The sequence below is a fragment of the Winslowiella arboricola genome (assembly GCF_025527015.1).
Classification (GTDB): Bacteria; Pseudomonadota; Gammaproteobacteria; order Enterobacterales; family Enterobacteriaceae; genus Erwinia; species Erwinia arboricola.
Genome location: NZ_JAODIM010000042.1, coordinates 324,104 through 345,102 on the forward strand (window position 1 = coordinate 324,104; position 20,999 = coordinate 345,102).

General features: G+C 50.8%; 22 protein-coding genes and 5 pseudogenes. 6 read left to right on the forward strand and 21 right to left on the reverse strand.

Annotated features, from left to right (window positions below; translation table 11 throughout):
* Positions 1–392 precede the first annotated feature (392 nt).
* Positions 393–650: pseudogene (locus N5923_RS15790) on the forward strand (transposase); the annotation flags it as partial.
* A 277-nt stretch (positions 651–927) separates the two neighbouring features.
* On the opposite strand, the pseudogene N5923_RS24835 reads toward N5923_RS15790, so the two are convergent.
* Positions 928–1,388, reverse strand: a pseudogene (locus tag N5923_RS24835) (transposase).
* 18 nt (positions 1,389–1,406) lie between these two features.
* On the reverse strand, positions 1,407–1,805 hold the full coding sequence (locus N5923_RS15795) for an IS110 family transposase (RefSeq protein ID WP_267143686.1): 399 nt from the start codon (positions 1,803–1,805) through the stop codon (positions 1,407–1,409).
* 201 nt (positions 1,806–2,006) lie between these two features.
* On the opposite strand from N5923_RS15795, the pseudogene N5923_RS15800 reads away from it, so the two are divergent.
* The 4 genes and pseudogenes from N5923_RS15800 to N5923_RS15815 all read left to right on the forward strand — a co-directional run.
* Positions 2,007–2,232, forward strand: a pseudogene (locus N5923_RS15800) (IS3 family transposase); the annotation flags it as partial.
* Positions 2,233–2,282: 50 nt separating this feature from the next.
* Entirely contained in the window at positions 2,283–2,543 is a 261-nt protein-coding gene (locus tag N5923_RS15805) for a hypothetical protein (RefSeq protein ID WP_267143687.1), read from the forward strand.
* Between the two features lie 336 nt (positions 2,544–2,879).
* Positions 2,880–3,305, forward strand: coding sequence for a transposase (locus N5923_RS15810; RefSeq protein ID WP_267143688.1), 426 nt, complete (start codon positions 2,880–2,882; stop codon positions 3,303–3,305).
* A gap of 188 nt (positions 3,306–3,493) precedes the next feature.
* A pseudogene (locus tag N5923_RS15815) lies at positions 3,494–4,106 on the forward strand (IS3 family transposase); the annotation flags it as partial.
* A 41-nt stretch (positions 4,107–4,147) separates the two neighbouring features.
* Here N5923_RS15815 and N5923_RS15820 read toward each other — a convergent pair.
* The 8 genes and pseudogenes from N5923_RS15820 to virB11 all read right to left on the reverse strand — a co-directional run.
* Positions 4,148–4,747 (reverse strand): annotated as a pseudogene (locus N5923_RS15820) (DNA methyltransferase); the annotation flags it as partial.
* Positions 4,740–5,543 carry a MobC family replication-relaxation protein gene (mobC, locus tag N5923_RS15825; protein ID WP_267143689.1) on the reverse strand — a complete coding sequence of 268 codons (804 nt, stop codon included), beginning with the start codon at positions 5,541–5,543 and terminating at the stop codon, positions 4,740–4,742. The pseudogene N5923_RS15820 and the gene mobC, both read right to left, overlap by 8 nt.
* An 8-nt stretch (positions 5,544–5,551) precedes the next feature.
* The gene (locus tag N5923_RS15830; RefSeq protein WP_267143690.1) at positions 5,552–7,291 is read right to left on the reverse strand and encodes a type IV secretory system conjugative DNA transfer family protein; all 1,740 of its coding nucleotides are present in this window, start codon (positions 7,289–7,291) and stop codon (positions 5,552–5,554) included.
* Positions 7,292–7,643: 352 nt separating this feature from the next.
* Positions 7,644–8,009, reverse strand: coding sequence for a hypothetical protein (locus N5923_RS15835; protein WP_186376608.1), 366 nt, complete (start codon positions 8,007–8,009; stop codon positions 7,644–7,646).
* Positions 8,010–8,070: 61 nt separating this feature from the next.
* Positions 8,071–8,376, reverse strand: coding sequence for a dpoa decarboxylase (locus tag N5923_RS15840; protein ID WP_261867627.1), 306 nt, complete (start codon positions 8,374–8,376; stop codon positions 8,071–8,073).
* Between the two features lie 49 nt (positions 8,377–8,425).
* The gene (locus N5923_RS15845; RefSeq protein ID WP_267143691.1) at positions 8,426–8,728 is read right to left on the reverse strand and encodes a TrbM/KikA/MpfK family conjugal transfer protein; all 303 of its coding nucleotides are present in this window, start codon (positions 8,726–8,728) and stop codon (positions 8,426–8,428) included.
* Positions 8,729–8,776: 48 nt separating this feature from the next.
* Entirely contained in the window at positions 8,777–9,175 is a 399-nt protein-coding gene (locus N5923_RS15850; protein WP_267143692.1) for a cag pathogenicity island Cag12 family protein, read from the reverse strand.
* On the reverse strand, positions 9,172–10,191 hold the full coding sequence (gene virB11 / locus N5923_RS15855; protein WP_267143693.1) for a P-type DNA transfer ATPase VirB11: 1,020 nt from the start codon (positions 10,189–10,191) through the stop codon (positions 9,172–9,174). The genes N5923_RS15850 and virB11 overlap by 4 nt, the downstream gene beginning before the upstream one ends.
* Positions 10,192–10,228: 37 nt before the next feature.
* Between virB11 and N5923_RS15860 the strand changes: the two genes are divergently transcribed.
* Positions 10,229–11,233 carry a hypothetical protein gene (locus N5923_RS15860; RefSeq protein WP_261867621.1) on the forward strand — a complete coding sequence of 335 codons (1,005 nt, stop codon included), beginning with the start codon at positions 10,229–10,231 and terminating at the stop codon, positions 11,231–11,233.
* Here N5923_RS15860 and N5923_RS15865 read toward each other — a convergent pair.
* From N5923_RS15865 to N5923_RS15915, 11 genes are all read right to left on the reverse strand, one after another.
* Positions 11,164–11,550: a hypothetical protein gene (locus N5923_RS15865; protein WP_267143694.1), complete on the reverse strand. Its 387-nt coding sequence runs from the start codon at positions 11,548–11,550 to the stop codon at positions 11,164–11,166. The genes N5923_RS15860 and N5923_RS15865 overlap by 70 nt on opposite strands.
* The gene (virB10, locus tag N5923_RS15870) at positions 11,543–12,760 is read right to left on the reverse strand and encodes a VirB10/TraB/TrbI family type IV secretion system protein (RefSeq protein ID WP_267143695.1); all 1,218 of its coding nucleotides are present in this window, start codon (positions 12,758–12,760) and stop codon (positions 11,543–11,545) included. The genes N5923_RS15865 and virB10 overlap by 8 nt, the downstream gene beginning before the upstream one ends.
* Before the next feature lie 19 nt (positions 12,761–12,779).
* Complete coding sequence (virB9, locus tag N5923_RS15875) at positions 12,780–13,685, reverse strand: P-type conjugative transfer protein VirB9 (protein WP_373876313.1); 906 nt, start codon at positions 13,683–13,685, stop codon at positions 12,780–12,782.
* Positions 13,685–14,368: a virB8 family protein gene (locus N5923_RS15880; protein ID WP_267143696.1), complete on the reverse strand. Its 684-nt coding sequence runs from the start codon at positions 14,366–14,368 to the stop codon at positions 13,685–13,687. Before N5923_RS15880 ends, virB9 begins: the two co-directional genes overlap by 1 nt.
* Before the next feature lie 213 nt (positions 14,369–14,581).
* Entirely contained in the window at positions 14,582–15,640 is a 1,059-nt protein-coding gene (locus tag N5923_RS15885) for a type IV secretion system protein (RefSeq protein WP_267143697.1), read from the reverse strand.
* 10 nt (positions 15,641–15,650) lie between these two features.
* A complete protein-coding gene (locus tag N5923_RS15890) occupies positions 15,651–15,875 on the reverse strand; it encodes an EexN family lipoprotein (RefSeq protein WP_133141946.1) in 225 nt (74 codons plus the stop codon).
* An 11-nt stretch (positions 15,876–15,886) separates the two neighbouring features.
* The gene (locus N5923_RS15895) at positions 15,887–16,591 is read right to left on the reverse strand and encodes a type IV secretion system protein (protein ID WP_267143698.1); all 705 of its coding nucleotides are present in this window, start codon (positions 16,589–16,591) and stop codon (positions 15,887–15,889) included.
* Positions 16,592–16,611: 20 nt separating this feature from the next.
* The gene (locus tag N5923_RS15900) at positions 16,612–19,356 is read right to left on the reverse strand and encodes a VirB4 family type IV secretion/conjugal transfer ATPase (RefSeq protein WP_267143699.1); all 2,745 of its coding nucleotides are present in this window, start codon (positions 19,354–19,356) and stop codon (positions 16,612–16,614) included.
* Positions 19,357–19,366: 10 nt separating this feature from the next.
* Positions 19,367–19,660 (reverse strand): TrbC/VirB2 family protein, encoded by a 294-nt coding sequence (locus N5923_RS15905; RefSeq protein ID WP_267143700.1) that lies wholly within the window; start codon positions 19,658–19,660, stop codon positions 19,367–19,369.
* Complete coding sequence (locus N5923_RS15910) at positions 19,657–20,373, reverse strand: lytic transglycosylase domain-containing protein (protein WP_267143701.1); 717 nt, start codon at positions 20,371–20,373, stop codon at positions 19,657–19,659. Before N5923_RS15910 ends, N5923_RS15905 begins: the two co-directional genes overlap by 4 nt.
* 70 nt (positions 20,374–20,443) lie before the next feature.
* Positions 20,444–20,677 carry a hypothetical protein gene (locus N5923_RS15915; RefSeq protein WP_267143702.1) on the reverse strand — a complete coding sequence of 78 codons (234 nt, stop codon included), beginning with the start codon at positions 20,675–20,677 and terminating at the stop codon, positions 20,444–20,446.
* Between the last annotated feature and the right edge of the window lie 322 nt (positions 20,678–20,999).

Below are 20,999 nucleotides of genomic sequence, written 5' to 3' on the forward strand. Positions count from 1 at the left end.
AGTGGCTGATTCATTTTACTGTCATAGGGGCTGGTGATCTTCGTCCGAAACGGTCGTTTACTGGCCTGACAGGCATGCTGCAATGGGAAACAGGGTATGAACAGAAAGCAGTTTATCTTATCGAAAGGCGCGACCTGCGCAAACTGGACGCGGAGCTGGTCATTCATCGATCACAACGATATGAAAGTCATCTTCGGAGCCTAGGACATGGAGGTGGAAGGGGAAAGAGAGGTTATCCTGCGCGACTCCTGGCAGTTTGCCATGAGTAACGGTAAAAGGCGACGCCAGCCCGGGTACGTACAGGCGCTGGAGCTGTAAGCATCCCGATAAATCGAACCATTCATTTTTAGAGATCTTCCGGCATACTGATTATGTCCCTGGAGGAGATCGCCATGCGCAAAGCCCGATTTACCGAACACCAGATTATCGCCGTTCTGAAGTCCGTCAAAGCCGGACGTACCGTTAAAGATGTCTGCCGCGAGGCCGGGATCTCTGAGGCCTCGTACTATAACTGGGAAGCGAAGTTCGGCGGTACGGAAGCCTATGATACCAAAAAGATGAAAGACCTCGAGGATGATAACCGCCGGCTGAAACAGATGTTTGCGGAACTGAGTCTCGAGTGCCGCGCACTGAAAGACGTTATTAAAAAAAATGTATGGTTCGCTCCCGTTTTGCAAGCACGCGATGATAAAAGCTGTTTGCGTTAATGTATCCGGCCTCTTGCAAGTCAGCTGATTTTGGAAGCAAGGCCATGATGGAATATGCGCGTCAGATTCCCAATAAGCTTCTTCGGTTGTTAAAGCCGCTTTTTTTGTCCCGGGTTTACAAGACGCCATTGCACAGTTTTGTCATCACATACCGCAAACTGGTAAGATTTTAAGCGATTTCAGATATCTCGTTGTTGTAAATAAAAAGTGCCTGGTCATGTCATGACAGCCAGATAATTCGGGCAATCTGGTTAGCCAGTGCGACAACAACCTTATTGCGGTGCACCCCGCGCTCTTCTATAATTTGTATCCACTGCCACAGAAAATTTGTTGTTCTGTTTAAATGCAGAACACAGGTTCGTGCACCAGGGATAAGCAATTTTCTCAGATATGCATTACCACGCTTACTCATCCCTAATAAACGTTGTTTGCCTCCTGTTAAGTATTCCCGGGGGACCAGATCAAGCAGGCTGCTAAATTTCGCCCTGATTTAAATTGCAGACCATTGCTGACAAACGCCGTCATTGTTGTCGCTGTCAATTTTCCTACACCGGGAATAGACGTCAGTCTTTTAGCTGTTCCATCGGCATCAGCGATAGATCCAATCTGGTGACGTAAGTGCAAAAGCTTTTCTTCAAGGGCGCGGTATTCCTGCCAGAGCTCAGTGACTATATCCCTCATCGATGGGCTCAACCCGTTTTACTCGTCAGCTAGCAGTGAAGGCATATCATGTGTGAATTTCACAATCCCACTGTGAATAGTCAGCCCGTATTCAAGGAGAAATGCCCTGGTCTGATTAACCACCGCTGTTTTATGAGACACAATATGTTCTCTGATCCGATGCAATGCCTGTAGATCGATTTGTGCCGCTGTTTTCGGTATCACTGTTCGCATTGTTGGACGAGAAATAGCTTCAGCTATTGCTTCAGCATCAAACAGGTCATTCTTGTTTGATTTAACGGAAGGCTTCACAAATTGTGCCGGGACAATGCAGGGTGTATGCCCAAATGACTTAGCTTTTCTGGCCAACCAATGGCATCCCGGACAAGCCTCCATCCCAATTGTCGTCTGGGGTGAGTGGGGCAGAAGCTCAATCAATTTATCGCGGGCAAAAAATATCGCCGAATCAGGACGTTTCCTGCATCGTCAATCCCTACTGTATGAAATGTATTTTTACCGATATCAATACCCATTCTGCTCAGGGACTGTGCTTTTGTTCTCGACATGACACACCTCCACTATAAGGACTGACATTAAGTGAAATTTTAGCAAGCAGGGTGGGAGCGAACCATTCCATAAGCTTTAAAACCAGCGATAAAGCGTGAGCTGGTCAGCTATCTGACCGCGCAGTTTGCCATGAGCTTACGTCAGGCATGCAGGACATTGTCGCTGAGCAGAACGGTATTTCGTTATCAGCCGGATTCGCGACGGGATGAGGCTGACCGTGGCGACTGAACTCTATCCGCGATACGGATTTAAAAAGCTTTTTCAGGTGCTGGGCAGGCAGGGCAACAGCTGGAACCACATGCTGTAATCTTAAAGCGATCCGTGTCTGTGATATCTGAGGTAATTGTCATGAAAACTTTCGTTGGGCTTGATGTTTCTCAAAAGAAAACAAGCGTCTGCGTTATAAACCATAATGGCAATAAAATTCGTATGGCTAACCTCGATACACATCCTAGGGTTATCGCTGATTATCTCTTTTCTGAAGGATTTGATAAGTCAAAAGTCTGTTTGGAAACAGGGCCGCTTTGCATCTGGCTTTACCATTCACTCAAGAGTTTTGGCCTAGACATTGACTGTATCCATGCCCATCATGTTCATGCAGCATTGTAGATGCAGTTGAATAAAACAGATCAAAATGATGCTTTTGGTATTGCCTGGCTGTTCTTTCTGGATGGTACAAGCCGGTACATGTTAAAAGCCTTGAATGCCATCAGCAAAGACTCATTCTGACCAGCCGGGAAAAACTGGTTCAACTCAGGGTTGCTGTCACGAATCAGATCCGCGGGCTCCTGAAACATTCGGCGTTGTTCTTCCTCAGGGGAAAACAGTGTTTTTGAGCGTGTTGTACTTGAGTCATCACCTACTCTGGAAACCATTAAACCTGCAATTATGATGCTACTGGATACATGGGAACATCTTTCCGGCCAGGTAAGAAAATTTAACTATATGCTGGAAAAACTTGCCCGAAACGATCTCTTTGTCAGATATTACAATCTATCCCGGGGGGGCGTTCTGACGGCATTAAGCTTTAAAACCTCAATTGATGCCCCCTCGCGCTTCAGACGTGTCAGTGATGCTGGCGCTTTCCTCGGGTTAACGCCCAAAAAGTACCAATCCGGTGAGGTGGACAGGAATGGGGGAATTTCAAAACAGGGCAACAGAATGACGCGTACTCTTGTCTATGAAGCAGCATCCTGCTTGCTGACTCGCTATGGCACAGATATAAGTCTGGCTATATGGACAAATGAACTCAGGCACAGGATGGGCTACAAAAAAGTTATTGTTGCCCTGGCGAGAAAACTGACAACATTAATGCTGAGTATGTGGAAATCAGAGATTTTTTATAATGAACGGTTTAAAGCGGTAAATTAAGAAGTAGAAAATCATAATCAAATCAGACTGAGACCGCCTCAAAATTCAATTCCGGGACTCGCTTTGCCGGGCTACAGCCTCGCGGGAATCATATAGGAATGAAGGCGACGTCTTGCAACATGTTGTAGCATTGAATAGTGACTACGAAGACGACAAAGACTCCATCTGATATTGACTGATTAGACGATAAGCGCGTTCGCCGGATTTACTGCCTGCTGAAACTGAATTTTCGCCGTGAGGGAAAACAGCGCCTGCCGGTGCGTAATCCGGCTCCGCTGGCGACGCCGGAAGCGATGAACCAGTAGCTGGTCCATCGATTTTATGCACGATGCGCTGGTGTGCGGCAGACGCTTCCGGACCTTCAACGTGGTGGATGATTTTAACCGGGAAGCACTGGCGATCGAAATTGACCTGAATATCCCGGCGCAGCGGGTCGTGAGAGTGCTGGACAGGATCGTGGCAAACCGCGGATATCCGCTGAAGATGCGGATGGACAACGGCCCGGAGCTGGTTTCGCTGACGCTGGCACAATGGACAGAAGAGCATGGCGTGATTCTGGAATTTATCAGGCCCGGCAAGCCAACGCAGAATGCCTTTATCGAACGGTTCAACCGGACGTACCGGACAAAAATACTGGATTTTTATCTGTTCAGAACGCTGAATGAAGCACGGGAAATTACAGAGCGCTGGCTGGCTGAATATAACAGCGAGCGCCCGCATGAATCCCTGAATAACCTGAAGCCGGAAGAGTACCGGCTGATGACTGAAACCCCGGAAATCTCAAAAAGTGCGTGGAACTAAAACGGGGCGCTTACACCATCACCTTTATTTCTGCCTCGTCACATGTGGTTTGGATTGGAACCGCTCGGTCCATTTGGATAATCATAGGAGTATTCTCCTTCTGCCAGAGGGATCCTGCATTCGCTGATGTTCAGAGCGCCGGTACCATACACCCATACGTTGGATGCTATGGATCCCCTGAATGGCTTACGAGCAAGGATAATCGGCTCCAGTGCGGGCTTTAACGCGTGGTGAGATTTAGGAAAACCCGAGCCATATACCCAGCCCAGCATTCCGTCACGTCCAAATGCCGCGTCCAGTAATTTGAGCTGATCCGGCGATAAACTTTCAATGAAGACCTGAGCAGCAGTGCTGGTCTCGTAGAGAAATACGATCATGTCACGTATTTCAAATCCCGCATCCTCAATACGCGCTGCCATCCGTTGTTGAGTGCGGGAGCCCGCGAACGACAGCAGATGACCGCCGGGTTTGAGTACACGCAGACATTCTTCCCAGATGGTCGGTGAAGGGACATCATAGTCCCACGTCTTCCCCATGAATTTAATACCATACGGCGGGTCGGTCACGATGCTGTTCACAGCGTTGTCCGGCATACTGCGCAGAACGTCAAGGCATTCGCCATGAGTCAAAATGTCATGCATGGCGTTCCCTCCCGTCATCGCCACCAACTGATGAAGAGGGGGCCCCCTGCTTATCACTGACACTATTTTCCAGTTCATCAAGGGTGCGGAACAGAAACATCTCCCGGTTCTTCGCATCAAACGGAACCGGAACGCTGTTCCTCATCACTGTCCTGATGCTGTCAAACAGCCTGACCAGCGATTCTTTGGTTTTATCATCCGGCATAACATACATCACATAGTGCCAGCGTCCAGAGTCGCTGGCGGCCAGATGACTGCTAATAATGCTGATGTAACGGGCGCGGGTTTTCATCGACCGCTCTGTTTCCACTGCGACGATGGCACCGCTGCTTGAGGTAATAATGCCGTCGGGTCGGTGCCGGACACCCGGGTATCGCGCCATAAACTCTCCCCGATCGCCGTTAAGCCAGTCTTTACCACCTTTTTGCTCAAGGGCGATCCTCACCCGCTGGTTTAACAGGCGATGTTCCAGCGTCCAGTGTTTAAGTTTTCCCGGCTCAAAATAGGCGGGGAAAACCCTGTCATTAGCGCTAACCACCATCGCCAGTCCCTGCATGGTGATCCCCCACAATGATTTTTTCCCCGTCAATACCGGGTATTCATGTTTGTTCAGGAGGCCGATTGCAACTGCTTTATTAAGCAGGTTATACATCGCATGGTTATGTTTTCCTTTATAGCCGACAACTTTTTTTAAGGTCCGCAAATCAGAGAATGTTTCTTCCTTGAGAAAATACAGTAATGCCCGCATTCTCCGTTTTGCGGCCTCATTTCTTTCAGCAACGTTATGGACAAGCATTGATAGCCTCACAGGTTAATGGAAGGTTTGTGAACCTGATTTTCGGTTTTGACATGTAGCGGAGGGTTTTTATGTTCAAATGAAAACAGGTCGATATACTGCTTTTTCGCTGGTATGTGGAATAGTTTGGTTGCCTTCGCCAGATCATTCTGGGTAAAAACAAAACCAACAAATTGGGGGAGGTTGAGCAACATATTGCTGTCTATATAATATCTCTCAGCCTGGCGGATCATCCTGTCTGTTTCCATCTTCTCCGTCAGGGAGATATCCGTTTTAACTTTCCTCATTTCATCGTCTACCAGAATAGAGCCGGTCATCCTTGCCACCCAGTCGGCAGTGTCCGGATCGCGAAGGCGATAAACCAGCATAAACTTGCAGTTCTCAATCACCGAACCGGCAACGGCATCACCCTCCAGGTCTGCCGGGCAGTCATACAAATCTTTTACCGACTGGTGGGCCATGATGATATGCACACCTTTGTCCCGCGCTGCGCCAAGTCCTTCGAGTGCAGGGCGGGACAGGTGATACTTGAGTTCATCAAGGAAAATAGCGACCGGACGAGGTTTGCCTTTTATCCGATCACGCGTTTCGGCTATCTGAATCAGGCGAGTTAAAATCATGCGCTGAGCCGATATGATTTTCTGGTTACGCATCGAGCCGATGATGTAGCAGCATCCGCCTTCATCAAAAATGGTCTTTAAGGAAAATCCGTTGCGAGCATTAATGGAATTCACTAAAGCGATTTCTTCAAGCTCGCCATAAAAAGCAGGCACATCTTCACTGAGAAATTTCACAAAGTCAGTGTTAAATAAATCACGTAATGTCATGCCATTTTCATAAATAGCTGCCGTATTTCTGGCTGCGCGACGGTCGGCGATACGGTAAAAGTCAGCACCTTCGCCTTTTTTACCCAGGCTGAAACCGGCATTAAACAGTTCCTCCAGTTGTTCATGAGAGATATCAGCCAGTAAATCAAGCTGGAAATTAAGGTCATTCAGGTTAATGAGGACGAATTGTTTTCCCGCTTTCTGGCAGGCTTCCCGCAGTACGTGCGGTGCCCACTCATCATTTTTAGGATCTTCGACAAATACGCCTTCACCTGAAAGTATTGCCTGATAAAGCAGAACACAGGCACTGACACCTTTACCAGAACCTGTGGTGCCGATAAGGTCGGCGTGTTGAGTTTGAAATTCTTCGGGGGTGATATATTGCGGCTGGTTGTCTTTATCAAGCCCGATAAAAATACCGTTACTCAGGTCAATATAATCCAGCGGATTATACGCAATGCTGTCTGGTAACATGTCTCTGACTTCACGAACATCTGTTCTGACATTTCTTTCCAGTTTGCTTTTTTTAATCATCCGGTGTTTGAGGCTGTCGATTTCTCCGGCCAGCAGCCTTCGGGCAGTAATATGAAAAGCCAGACCGGCAAGCGTAAATCCGACAGTCAGTATCCAGAGTGATAATCTGAGCAGAATGTTATTGTCGAGTACTTTGAAGAAAAAACTCAGCCCCTGAATGGTCAGTGGTGACAAGGTGCCAAATATGAGAAAGAAGGTGGATACACCCGCCATCAGTTTTAACCAGATGGGGGCATTTTTTCTTTCTTCACGTGGCAGATGAAAAATAAATGGCAGTGTCAGCCCGGCAAATATGGACAGTATTACCGGGTTATGTTGCAGCCAGAGCAGAAAAAAAGAAAAGGCACCCGAAAAGGCATTCAGCCTTTGCATCAGATGAGCTCCCATTGCAGTGATCTCCGGTCTGATTTCGGTGTGAAGGGCGCATCACATGGGCGTCACCGATGGACGTTAAACCCCACGCCCATACGCTACGCCTATTGATGACGCCCATAAAAGGATGAAAAGTACTGAACGTCTCCGACGCTCATGCCCGTTATTTAAGCTTTCAGAAAACAGCCGACCAGTGGTCGTCAGTCTCCTGAAACGCCCGAATGACGGGAAACGGCGTGTGGCATTTCGCTCGGGCTGGACGCTCTCCCTGCATGTCACATGGGGGTAATGTCGTGGCTGGACGCCGCGCCAAAACCCCCAGGGTCAACGGCGGCACACCGTCGCCCGCTACGCGCGACCAACCCCTTTAAGACGCGCGTTTCGCCTGTTTTTTCTCGCAAGCTCCAAAAAACGGGAACGCTGCTTTAAAGGGGTTGGTCGCGCCTGATCGGCAATATTCCCCGCTGGGGCGGGAAATATTACCTGGCTTGACGGTGTGCGGGGCTTTGCCCCCCAAATAAACCGCTGTCGTGGGCGACAGCTTTTCGCTCGCTGGGGCGGCGAAATTTATTCGGCTCCCCCCGGCCTGCTCAATTCGCTTTGGGCGAATGTTCGCAGGTGGGCGCGGTGCCTGAAAATTAGCAATTTCTGCGAAATTAAATTTTCTGTCCGCGCTCCACATACTTATTTTACGGCTTAACAATTTCTCCGAAATTGAAGCCAAAATAAGCATGCTTTAAAACCGCCGTCTGTCAGTCTGTGGCGTCATTCGAGACATTATCAATGTTTGTTATTCACATCTGTTCGCGGGCTATTTCAGCCCGGCATTCTCGTTCCGCGTTTAATACCGCATGATAGGTGTCATCATCGACTTTCGTTCCCTGACTTTCGGCATACCGCCTGAGCTTCTCGGCGTCCGATTCATTAAGCTGTGACAGATGATGTCGCAATAAACCGGTAAATCGGCTTTCATAGATTTCGTAATAAAGCCCGCATCCCTGATTGGCTTCTTTTGACAGGGAATCATAGATACATGTGACAGATATTCTGTCGTGATGCGTTGAGTGAATGTTGGCAATAAACAGGTCTTCTTTATTCACTTTTGTTTCTCCATGCAGGGAATATATTAAGATAACGGCCAGGGTTCTATTACCCTCTGACCCTGCCAAATCTGGACAGGATTTTATTCACCGTCTCCGGGTCAGCACTGGCGCATTCTCCCAAAAAGGCTTTTCTGACATTCAGTGTGTGGTTGGGTAAAAAACCGTGTTTATTCTTTTTAACGATATTAAAGAAAGCACGCTCCGCAGAACGACATTGACTTCCTCCATTGTTTCCGGTTGTTTTACCGTACATACAAAGCACAACTTCGCACGGGTCGGCAGCCAAAGAATAAACAGGCGTTCCGGCGACAATGCACAGCATTGCCGCCGCAATAGCGGAATATTCCATGATGACCTCCTTACGGTGAGGTGAATTTCAGGATGTGAGGGGGAAGATTTAATGCGAGAAATAAATTCGGGTGTCGCTGCATGTCAGGCTGCCAGAGACAGGCTGATATTCAATAACGCCTTTAGCGCCATATCGCCGTAGCCAGTTTTTTGCAGTAAAGAATTCTGCGCCTGATGGTGTAGCAACAACAATACGCGCAGAGTGGGCGACCGCGTAAAATATGGAGGGCGTCCAGCGAGTCTCATTAAAATTCCGTGCGTGAATGGTTAATAACCATGTATCTTTTACCACCGGAGAAGGAATAATAACCGGGTTGTCTCGCCATTGCGGTAAACCGGTATTGACTGACTTACCCGGTTTATCCCATTCAACAGGAACCGGTGGCGGGGGTGATGAACAGCCTGAAAGCACCAGCGAAAATAACAGCATATGGATAACTTTTATCATGCTTTCATCTCCTCAAAAAAGGCGCTGCGGTGCAGTGGCCGGAAATAAATATCATTCATCCGACGCACATTACCGTCCAGGTCGATACTCACGATAACGTCCAGACTGTCCAGTACCTTGCGTAACATAAAGGTGTAAGGGAGTCGGGCGCATTGCGGGGTTTCATAACAGCGGGTAATAAAGCCGTCTACCGCTTCCATTGCCGAACCGGCATGGATAGAGGTCATACTGCCTTCATGGCCGGAACCGGTTATCTTGAGAAAATCCCAGGCCTCACCGCCGCGCACTTCGGTTAATAGTATGCGGTCGGGATTCATGCGGTAATTCCAGCGTAGCAGGCTGGCGGGCGTCACAATTGACCCTTTTTCATCTGCCGATTCCGACGGATAAAAAAGGTGGACGTAGTTTTTATGAATAAATAAGGTGATTTCTGGATTATCTTCAATGGTCGTAATACGAAGATGGCGCGGAATAAAACCAATAAGCATCTTCATATAGGTGGTTTTTCCGGTACTGGTTTCCCCGGCCACTGCGATGGTTTTGCCGTACTCCACGCACTTTTCCATAAAGCGTGGAATGTCTTTTGCGTTATACAGGGCCAGTAATTCCTGATCGTGCGTCTGTATTTTTTCCGTGCCCGTCACTCTGTTATAAAACCCGGCGGCGATATAGTCCTGATGCGGGATTTGCACCTGTGAGGGTTTACGCAGGGTGATGGACACCGTGTTACGCTCGCAGGCCGGGGGCACAATAACCTGACAACGTTCGCCGGATTCCAGCGTGGCTGACAGCCCCGGCTTGATATCTTCGATATTGTCGCCGTGATGCTTAGCCAGACATCTGGCAAAGTTGTAGCAGCCCTCATAATCCAGCGGAACAGTATGCTGTTCCCAGATGCCATCAATTTTGGTGAATAGCTCACCCGGGCGGTTGACGGCGATCTCTGTCAGTCCTCGGCGATCCAGAAAATCGCCAAAAAATCGCTGCTTATAGCGGTCGAGAGAGAGGTTTTTCATGTGATATCCTTTAATCGGATAAATGTGTGGAGGGAGTATGTCGAAGACGAAGGTACTGTTCGCTTATTGCCATGAACTGGGGCGCTGCTTGTCCATTGATGAAGCGCGAACGGAATTTTTTTCCAGAAAGCCGGAAGAAAGAAAGCGGTTCACTTTTTCCTGTAGCGATCGCAACTGTAATGTCACCATTAGCGGCGTTAACTATCACGTCAAAGCTGAAGATGGCGAAAAATTCAAGGCTGCACACTTCCGCTCTCCCCATCCTCACAAGTTTGGATGTGAATGGATCGCGTTCACCGAGGATGTCGATCAGGACAGACGGCCGGATGAATCAGAGGCTGATTTCACGGAAAGAAAAGCAAAGCAAAAGCTGACAGACTATATCAACTGCTTTGATCCTTCGATTGATGATCCTGAGGGTGAACCAGCCGATCCCGTTAAGCTTGTTACTCCAGCTTATGTAAAAAAACCTCTCGGGGATGATGAAGAGCCCGGTGCAGGTGAAGAGCCACGCTGGAGTCGCTATACGCGAACCAACCAGCTGCAGCGGTTGATCGACACATGGCAGGAAGCGAAAGAAACGTTGCCTGATGAGTTCTGGGCGTTAAGACTCAGGATCATGAACTACGGTCAGATCTATCTTCATGAATATATAACGCATATTCAGCGAGGATTGACTAACCCGTACGCGGGCGTCATCTATGGCGGCGGGACGCTAATGCATCGGTATGGACGGGGTTTTCTTTTTAATTTCTTTGATAAACATGAGGGTAAACCTGTTCGCCTGTATGTCAGTAAAGATCTGATGGCGAAAGGCCGGTTTGGTCATTATATCGATGAAATACTGGACACAGAAAACGTCAGATATTTCCGTGTGTTTCTGCTCAATCCGGTTGTTTCTGAACGGGAAAACAGCGCAGGAAAATCTGTTATCAACCTTGAAATATCAAAACTACGTCAACTGGCGATTTACTACGAGCTGAACTCCAGCAAGGCAGATGATTCTCCATCACCGGAGAAGGATGGGGACAGTCCGGCATAGCGGGCTAATGTCGTCGCAAGAATGATAATATCGGTGACGTCAGGCAGCGATATCTGCTTATGTGCCAGCCGGATATCGTCTGAGGTAAAAGGCGCTACATCCAGAGAACCTTCACCGATGGTGAGGCAGAACGTTTGTTCTTCCCCAAAGTCAATGATGAACTCTGTCAATGCGCCCCCGGCACGATAACATGTCATGACTATTCTCCTGATCCCGGTAAGGTGTGACATTACGTCGTTGACTACAACATTGTTGTAATCGTCCCTGACGATGACGTCTGTCGCGGTGACGCCAAACAGAAACTTTCGATTATTCATTCTTCATCCTCAGTGTATAGATGCCGGAAAAATCAATATCCTGCCCTGTGATCAGATTGATGATCTCCCCCTGATTTTTGTAGAGGGTAGGCGGGATATTGATGCTGTTTTCCAGCGTGGTACGTGCCATATCCGCCATGGCCTGACGGCTGTTTTCGGTATAGTCCGTGTTACGATCTTTCTGGCCAGCACTGTTAGATGCCCATGCACCAATATCAGGGATCATCCCGACAAGTAATGCGCCACCGAAGCGCTCTCTGAAATGTGTGTCGATCCAGCCGTCAACGCCAGCCTCGCCCAGTTCTCCGGCAGCATGTGTATCGACCAGCGGAATATCAAGATAAGGAGGTTGGCGGGTACGCAGTTTTGTGATGATGAGAAAGGCGCGTCCCTGTCCTTGCGTCATTCCTGTCTCTGCGCCAGTCTGGTAAACGCCAGAAGCCGTGGTCCCTTTTTCAATCAGCTTCGTATTACCGCTGGCACTCCAGATATCGTCGGCGATCGTGCAGCGGATTTTCCCCGCCCGGTCCGAGACAAAGCGGTAATCCAGTGAACAGGGAATAGCGATATTTTCCGGGACGTACAGGTCCGGGTTGTAAGGAATACGCCGGACTGCTGCCGGGGAGAGTTCCGACGGTGGCGACGTGGTGTCTGGTTGCTGTCCGGCAGAGGCTGCCTGCGTCATCTCCTGCTGCCTGGTCCGGACCGGGTTTTGAGCCGCAGCGGCTGAACCATCACGCCGAACCAAAAAATGGGCTTTATCAAGTTGAGGCGGCATCTCAGGCTCCGGGGCTGTCGTCATGCGCGGGTTGTTTTCTGCCGGTTCGGATGCTTCGGCCCCGGTATCTTGCGTACCCAGATCGGTACGCTGCCGGTAATCGCTGCGGTTCGGCTGTGGCGTAGCATCCTGCCGCTTCTCTTCACCGGGTTGCCAGAGTAGATTGCGATATACCCAGTTGCCCGCCCATGCCAGCGCAATCAGCGCAACGGCGGCGATCGCCAGAAACGCGGTGGCTTTCCCGCGCCTGCGCTTTTTCAGTTTATTGACGGCGGGTTGTAGCGGGTCGTTCTCTTCATCGTCCTGCGCGGTGAGAAGCGTCGCTTCACGCCTTGCACGGGCTTCGCGCTCCAGCGCGGCAATATCGTCATCCTGTTGCGAAGGAGAAGGCTCTGCACCATCAGGCACCGGATGCGGGTGTTCATCGTTCATCTGCATGACTCCTCAGTTGTCAGTGGGTTGCGGGCTTTTCCACCCGGTCAACATGCGGTGAAACCGTGGCACCATCAGCGGTCTGGACTCTGCCGAAACCGCGATTTTCCAGGCCGACCACGGCGTTACCGGAACGCAGGACCAGACGGGGCGTGACCTCCTGAATGACCAATACGGTGAAGTTGCCTTTTCTGCGGATACTGCTGTTAACCACATGCTCCTGGCCGTTCAGCGCTTTTGTCACGGAGGGAATAGATTTGGCCGGTGAGAAGCCCACGAACGTAAAGCGGCCATCGTCATACGCAAAATCGGGGACGATACGGGTGCTGTCGCGCCCCGGATATTTGAGGTAGTCCCAGTTGCGTGGCGTCTGCGCGGCATTCAGGGCCTGCTGAATGTCAGTCTGCTGCTGTTTTTGCTCCCGTTCCAGCACTCTGGCCGCTGTCTCACGATTGACCTTCTCCCGGTCTTCGCCCGGATAACGGTAACTCACCTGGAAAGCGGGCTGCTGTTGTGACTTATCATCGATGACATTCAGCTCGACGTTGTACAGCCGACGGGTGGTGACGATCAGCAGGTTGGTATGCCAGTCCTGGCTGTTAGGGGGGATCACCACCTGCGTGGTGTTACCGTCCGCGCCGGGCGCACCCTGAACGAGCGCCACCGGGCGGACGTTCACCCGGTTGGCGTCCGGTGTGGCTTCCCACGCTTCTTCAAAACCGGGTCTGGCGCTGATAACCGCCTCGTCGCTATCAAAGACCAGTGTGGTCATGAAACCGGGACGGGTATTGACGACGGTAACGTTCAGCGGGTTATAGACAACCTGCTGAACGCGGGCATCATAGCGGCTCGCCTGCGGGATGGCCGCGCACCATGCCGTGCCACACATCATCAGCGCCAGCGGGATAAGAGAGATGCTTTTCATTATTCACCTCCCCGGATTTCACGGTCTGCCTGCCAACTGGTCACGATAAAACCGAACGGGTTAACCTCTCGTTCCGTATCGCTCATTTCTCGGCCGGGGTCGGAGTGAAATGTCAGACGGGCATCCCAGTATTCGGTGCGGGTGCTGTTGTCTGCGAGGCGGCGGATGGTCTTTTTGTAACGAAGGGTGGCAACTTTATCGGGATCCGTGCCTGAGGTGATCTGGTTTGACAGAATGTCGATGCGTACGGTATTTGTCCCATTCTGGTACACCTTGTCCGGGGCGTCTTTTCCGGCATACAGCGCCAGATAGTCATCATTGACCTGAGGACTGTTATAAACCTGTACCGTGGCGTAATCGTCCTGCAGGGAAGGGTAAACGTACCGTTCACGCAGCCTGACGTAACCGGACGTCATCGCCCTCTGATAAGCTGCCTCCGCCGTCAGACTGGTTTTCGATGCACGGGTGACGTGCTCCACCCGTCCGGTATGATTATCCACGGTGTACAGTTCAACGACCGTCTGTTTCTGGGGCAGCATCAGCACCACGGCGATGAGTGCCAGTAGGGCGGTGAGCAGGCCCGCACCACCCACCATAAACCCGGCTTTTGTGGCACGTTTGTCCCGCTCAATCATCTGCTGCTCAAAGGTGCGGGAATCCGCAATGAGGGTCTGTTCACTCATGACTGTTTAACTCCTCCATTATCTGAGGGGGGTTCACCGGGATGCCCTGACCACCAAAGGCAGGGGGACGGGGGGACTGCGCGCATCCGGAAAGCGCGCACAGCAAAACCAGCGCAATCAAGCGTTTCATGAGGTGCTTCCTTAGTGAGATGAAGACAGGCTTATGTTTTCATCGGAGGAATTAACGTGAGTATTTCAGCAGGGATGACAGGTTTAATGATGGAATTTCTGAACGGCCGTTTCTCTTGATCGCGCCAGTCTCCGGGCTTCGTTGCGGGCAATCATCTGTTCAATTGCATTTTTACGTGCCTGAGCTGCGCTGTATCCCGGACCGCTGCCGGGTTTACCTGCACTGGCATCTCTCCAGCCCTGGATATTGTCCTGAAGGGTAGTCTGCTTACCGGCTCCTGCTGCCAGTTTCCCGGCACCAAACGCCGCCGCGCCGATACCCACCGCCGCCAGCCCCTGCATGGACACGGTTGCACTGGCCCCGGCCAGTGCGCTGGCCAATTTTGCGGAGAGGTAGACCAGTATTGCTGCACAGACACCGGCCAGACAGACCTGTGCGCCTAACTCCACAATGTTGGATTGTGCAGACAGTTGTGTTGCAATATCTAACCGCGAGTTTAAATAATTAACGACAATGCGCAGTGACAACGCAGAAAACAGAACCGTTAATATGGCGGCGAAAACATTTTGCAGCCAGTTGTTAAACATGGGGCGTAAAAAGCCATACAGCAGACAAAAGATAAATACGGGTGCGGTAATACTGAGCAGTAAAATCATGACTTCCGCGATCATTGAAATAAAGGCGGTGATAATCATTAATACGAATATCCCGAGCCAGACATAAAATTGAGCGGTCATTCCCTCATCTTTTATGTACGTTGAGTTATCCATGTCATGTAACGTTTTACCTAATACCTTCGCTGTACCCCATAAGCTATCCAGTAACTGCCAGATATTATCGCTGCCGGAAAATCCCTCTTTCAGGCCATTAATGGCATCAATCACCCCATCGAGATAACCGCTGACATTTGCCACAAAGGACAGGATGATTGCCATCCTCATGATGTCCCACATGACATCCTCCATTGGCGTGGACAGCTTACCTGCCAGGGTCTGGTATCCACGCCACATGATATAAAGCGTGGCTGACGTTGCCGCCAGCCCCACCATCATCGAGGAATATGACATCATCAGTCCCTTTGTGGCGTCAGTAACTCCTCCTATCAGGTGTTTTTCAACACCGATAAATACACCACCGGGCATATTAACCTCACTATGAGTTCAGGTCGGGAGTGGGGGCATTTAACTGCTGAATTTGATAATGGGCTTCATTGGCGTTTTTACAGTTATCTGAGGCATCGCCGGTTTTTTGGCATTTTTCATACACCGCTTTTAGCTCATCGGGATGATCTTTGTACCACTGAGTGGTTTTGGCTTCTTCTTTGCAGCCACTGATGATGAATACTAAGGACAGGAAAGAGAGGGTTAATAAACGCATGTGAGACTCCTTTAGCCGTTTAAATCAGGGGTTGGCGCAGTTAACTGTTGCTGATTCCACTGTTTAATACGCACATCCTCCAGTACTTTTTCGCGCTTTTCTGCTGCCTTCACGCTCATTTCCCACTGGTCAGTGAGCGTGTTCAGCATCACTGATTTTAGCTGAATACTGTTGGCAAGGTCCTGAGACTCCTTTGAGTCTTTGGATAGTGCGATACGGTTCGAGAGGCCGTTAATCTCGCCCAGCGTTTGGCTGACCTGCTCCTGGATCTCGCCAGTCTGCTCAAACTGTATCGCTTTATTGATGACCAGCTGTTTGCAGGTATTGGCATAACTTCCTGACTGTTCCGCATTGCAGGTATCGAAAACCCGGTACTTCGCGTAAAGCGCATCGAACTGTCCTGAGGTGCCGCCTGAAAGTAGCAGATCATTGAGTGTCTGGCCCGGCTTGCGCAGTTTTTCCAGATCCGATTTCAGACTCTTCGCCTGATCCACAAAATCTGCAATATCCCGGACGCCGGTGGCTGTCGCTAACTGATTTTTATACGCCTGGATCTGGCTCTGGTAATGTTGCGCGGTCTGCATCCAGCGCTGCGCTTCTTTCAGCCATTCGAGCTCACGCAGCGGGTCAGCATCAACAAGGACCGGAATACCGGCGTGCGCCAGCGGGCTGGCAATGACGCACGCGAAAATCAGGGCATGAAAACGCCTTTTCATCATGGATCTCCTTTGGGTTATCAGAGTGCCTGAGCCAGGTAGGATTCAAGCCATTCATGGGGCTGCATCCCTTCGCGATACAGGGAATCAAAGATTTCGAGGTTGTCGGCGCTGCCGCTCATGACCCGGGTGTATCTGCCGATACCGGAGAGGTCGAGCGTCACGCGTGCAGCAAAACGTTTTGTGTCGCCACGCCTGAACTGATTTTTCACTACCACATACTGACGGGCCTGCGGATCCAGATTTTTCACCACATCGAACACTTCCGGTTCAAACTTCATCCCGTCAACATAGTGCGCCCGGTCCGCACTGGGGTTGGCTGCCAGGATCTGTGTTCCGCACTGCTCAATGATGGCGGGCGCAATCTCATCCCTGATGATCTCCGCCGGGGACTGGGTGCCCACAACCAGCATACCGTTGAGCTTACGGATGGTTTTCAACCGGTTATAGGCGAAATCCTTAAAGATCGGATCCCGCAGCCATTTCCAGAACTCATCCATGAAGATAACCAGTCGTCGGCCGTCGAGCAGAGTGGTGATGCGGTACAGCAGGTAAAAGGAGATCGGCGCACAGACGTTTGCATCATCCAGAAACTCCGTGCCGTCAATGCCGAAGTTATCGCAGTGGCTGATATCGAAGGTGTCTGAGGCGTTATCAAACACCCAGCCAAACTCGCCACCCTGCGCCCACTGCGACAGGCGAATATTCAGACCGTTCTCCTGCGCCTCCCGGGTGGCAGGCTCTGGCAGATTCTCCAGTAAACGGGTGATCCCATAGATGCGATACTGTGGTTCATTACTCATCACCGCGAGCACGGCGTCATTCAGACGGCGTTCATCACGGGGCGTGATGGTCGCGCCGTTACGTGTACACAGCACTTTCATCAGTTGACTGATGAAACTGATATTGCGTTTGGTGGGGGACAGCGAAAACGGGTTCCACCCCGTGGGGTCGCCATGTGTGATGCGGTAGTAACGGCCTCCCAGTGCCCGGATATTCATTTCCGCGCCCCGATCTTTGTCCAGATAAACGGTGGTTAGTCGTTTGGTTTTCGCATCCGGAGAAAAACTGTCCGTACGGCCGTATTTCTGCTGCATGTTTTCAAGGAAAGTCATCAGCATGGTTTTACCCGAACCATTGGTGCCAAGAATGCAGGTACTGGCCGGGTTCTTCTCATTGAACTCGTCCTTGTCCGCCAGCGTGTTATGCAGGTTCAGATAGTAGCCATCCCCTGACGGGGTGCGCAGTAAGGCCATCGCATCCCCCCAGGGTGCGTTATCGCGCTTGCCGGGATAGAAATTGTGCAGCGCGGCCAGCTCAACAAAGTTCTGACTGCTCAGCTCGCCCTTGCGGGGACGCAGGTGATAATTGCCGGGTAGTTGCGCCATAAACGCTGCTGAAAGTGAAAGCGCGGCGGGAACCGGTGTAATGCCGAGGTTGTTCAGGGCATTGCTGATTTCACTGGTATCGGCCACCAGATTGTCCAGCGAGCGGGAAAACACCATGATGGAGAAATGGTGTTTTCCATAGGCGATTTTCCCCGAGGTCAGCAGGTCAAGCGCCACATCCAAATCCAGTCGCTGTGACACCGCATCATCATCTGCACTCATTAACAGACGTCGGGTACGTTTGATGGCCTTGCGGGCTTCTTCACGTGACATGCAGGTGTACGACTGGGTGATTATATAATCGCAGGGGGCATACAGCAGCGAGTCCATCATCCCTGTCGCGGTCTCCTCCGGGAACTCCTTCACTTCCAGCCCCCGGAAATACCCTGTACCGCTGGCGTGGTTTATCTGCCCAGACTCCCCGGAAAAGAACAGCGCCGCCGACCCCATCATCGAATACGCCGGAGCGCGGGTGACGCGCACCTTGCGCCACTGGTGCGTCAACAGGTACTCATAAAAGGATAACTGGGAGGAGAATACTGCGTGACCTTCGGTGAACGTGCCAAGAGAACGTGCGGCGTAGCGTGACAGTGCGGTATCGAGCGAACCTTTGATTTCCAGCATTTCCCGTAGTGCAGCGTCCAGCTCTTTCAGCTTCTTGCCGTCATTCATGCGTCTGCGTCCGGCTTTTTCTAGGCTGACGAACGGACGGTAACAGACAGTCAGGAACAGACGGTTACGGCGAAACGGATCCGCTGTCAGCGAGGCATAATACAGACGGCTGATTTCATCGGCGTAAGGGTTGCCGGACGATTTGTACAGTGAATCGGTAAAGGGCTCCCGCACATTATGAACATAAAAAGTGACCGGCATCCCCTCGAATGAGCGGATGAGTCCGTGCAACTGGTTGCTATCAATACTGATGGTTTGATCTGACTCGCAATCGAATGGGGTGCCCGTCAGTTCCCAGGTGCAGTAGAGGTCACTGGTTGGAGAGCGCACAACATGCTGATGAATATGCGATGAATACGGAATGTACTTCCTGAGCGTGGCACATTGATTCAGTTTCATGGCGTTGAGAAACTCCGTGATATCAACAGCATTATGCTCAACGGGCATAAATGTTATTGCGCCAAACAGACGGTTTGCTGCCGGTTTTCCTCTTGCCCTGAGCCAGACGGCAATCAGGCTGAACCGCATGGGTTCATTTCGGGTGACGGATTTCATCACCAGAAATTCAACCGGGAGCAGGGCAAGGAAAGCGACGGAAGTCCAGACAGCGACGATGATGGTGATACCGGTGACACCCAGCAGGGGCACCATCGGCACCCCCCACAATGCCGCCGGGCGTTTCATTGCTTTGAGCAGCTTTGCCATAGATGACCTCTCAGCTCATCAGCAGTGCGCCGATCTCACTGCCTCCACCAATCAGGATCCCGCCAATAATGATGTAGGCGCACTGGGACAGGCTTTCGCCTTTCCAGAGCGTCTTGTAGCCCACCCAGATCACGGCCACTGTGATGGTGATGGCCGCCAGACCATGAAGACCGGTGGAGACCTTTTCCATCACGGTATTTGCGCGAGTGAAACCATCGGCAAACGCGGGACTCGCGGATAACGAGCTCAACACATAAGTAAAAACAGGGAAGGCCGCACCATTTACTTTGCGGAAAAGTGTCATTGTTCTTCCTCATATGTTGATAGGGAGTTGGAGATATCCCTGCGCGCTGATAATGCGGAGAGTTGTGAGGTAGCAATTATTTTCTTGCGAAGTTTCTCGGGGACACCACGGACGACGCTCCCCGGCCAGATCACTCGGGGACGGTACATGTTAGTGGCAGGAACAGTTTTCAGGGACGGCGAGGCTGTGGATTCATCCTCTTGGGTGCTGGGTACGGTATAGCTAGGAGATGCCGCAATGTAACCAATCCGCTGCACATAGCTGGTTCCGGAAAACGCCGCTTCCGGCTGTTGTCCGGTACGGAAATTGCCGGAGTAATAGCAACTCAACGCTCTTTTCAGGGAACCGCCACGCTGGTAACAGTCGCTGAGAATGCGTTCAAAGATGGACAAATTGGTACAGGGATCAAGCAGGTCGCTGGCAGTCACCTTGTAATGACGGAAGTTGGTGCTGGTGATTTGCATCAGCCCCACAGAGTAACGGCGTCCTTGTGCCATAAGACGGCGGATAATCTGCTCAGCTTTTTCCTGGCTGGCAGGCTGATGGGAGATAACAGGGTTGTCACCTGAGGTTCTTCTGCTCCTAGGGACTATTTCGGCGATGGCATAAGGATTTAAACCGGATTCCACTCGCGCCACGTCGAGCGCGGTAGATGGATGAATGCTGGCGGCACACTGCATGGCCGCCGCCAGAAAAGCAGTGATGGAAAGCATGATGACCTCGGTATTGCAGGCAGCGTGCACAGTGAGCAGACCCCGCACGCTGTTAAGTAATAAAGAAGGGTTAAAGCGCCGACTCTATGGGTTCCGCACTCTGTGGCGGAATATTATCCTCCCGAGGCTCGAGCAGGACCAGTTTGCCGGAAACCGCGATACCGGGCGTCAGGACAATATTCAGGCCGGGCTTGCCGTTATGGGCAAATGCCACGCCAACCCTGGTCCAGTATGTGTTTTTTTCGCCCTGCGTATCGGGTGGACTTTCCTGGGTGACAAAAACGTGATATATGGGTTTTCTCATGAATTATCCTCTCATCAGAACTACAACGAATGAAATTAACGGGTCACATCCCGATTCTGCATTCCGGTTTTAACGGGTCAGCGAGAACATTCAGCGGCATCCTGAATTGTGGTTGCGTGACAGCCCGATGCACATTGTTAAAGAGCAATACTCGCCTTGGACGAATAAACGACCATCAGGTGGATCATCGAATACTGATGTGTTTAGGATGCTATTTCAGTCAGAGAGTGGAAACGAAAAAATCAAAAGGTTGGTGAGAGATAAAATTAATAAAAGTACTTATTGGAATGCGACTTTATATATGAGGGAATATAAAGACGCG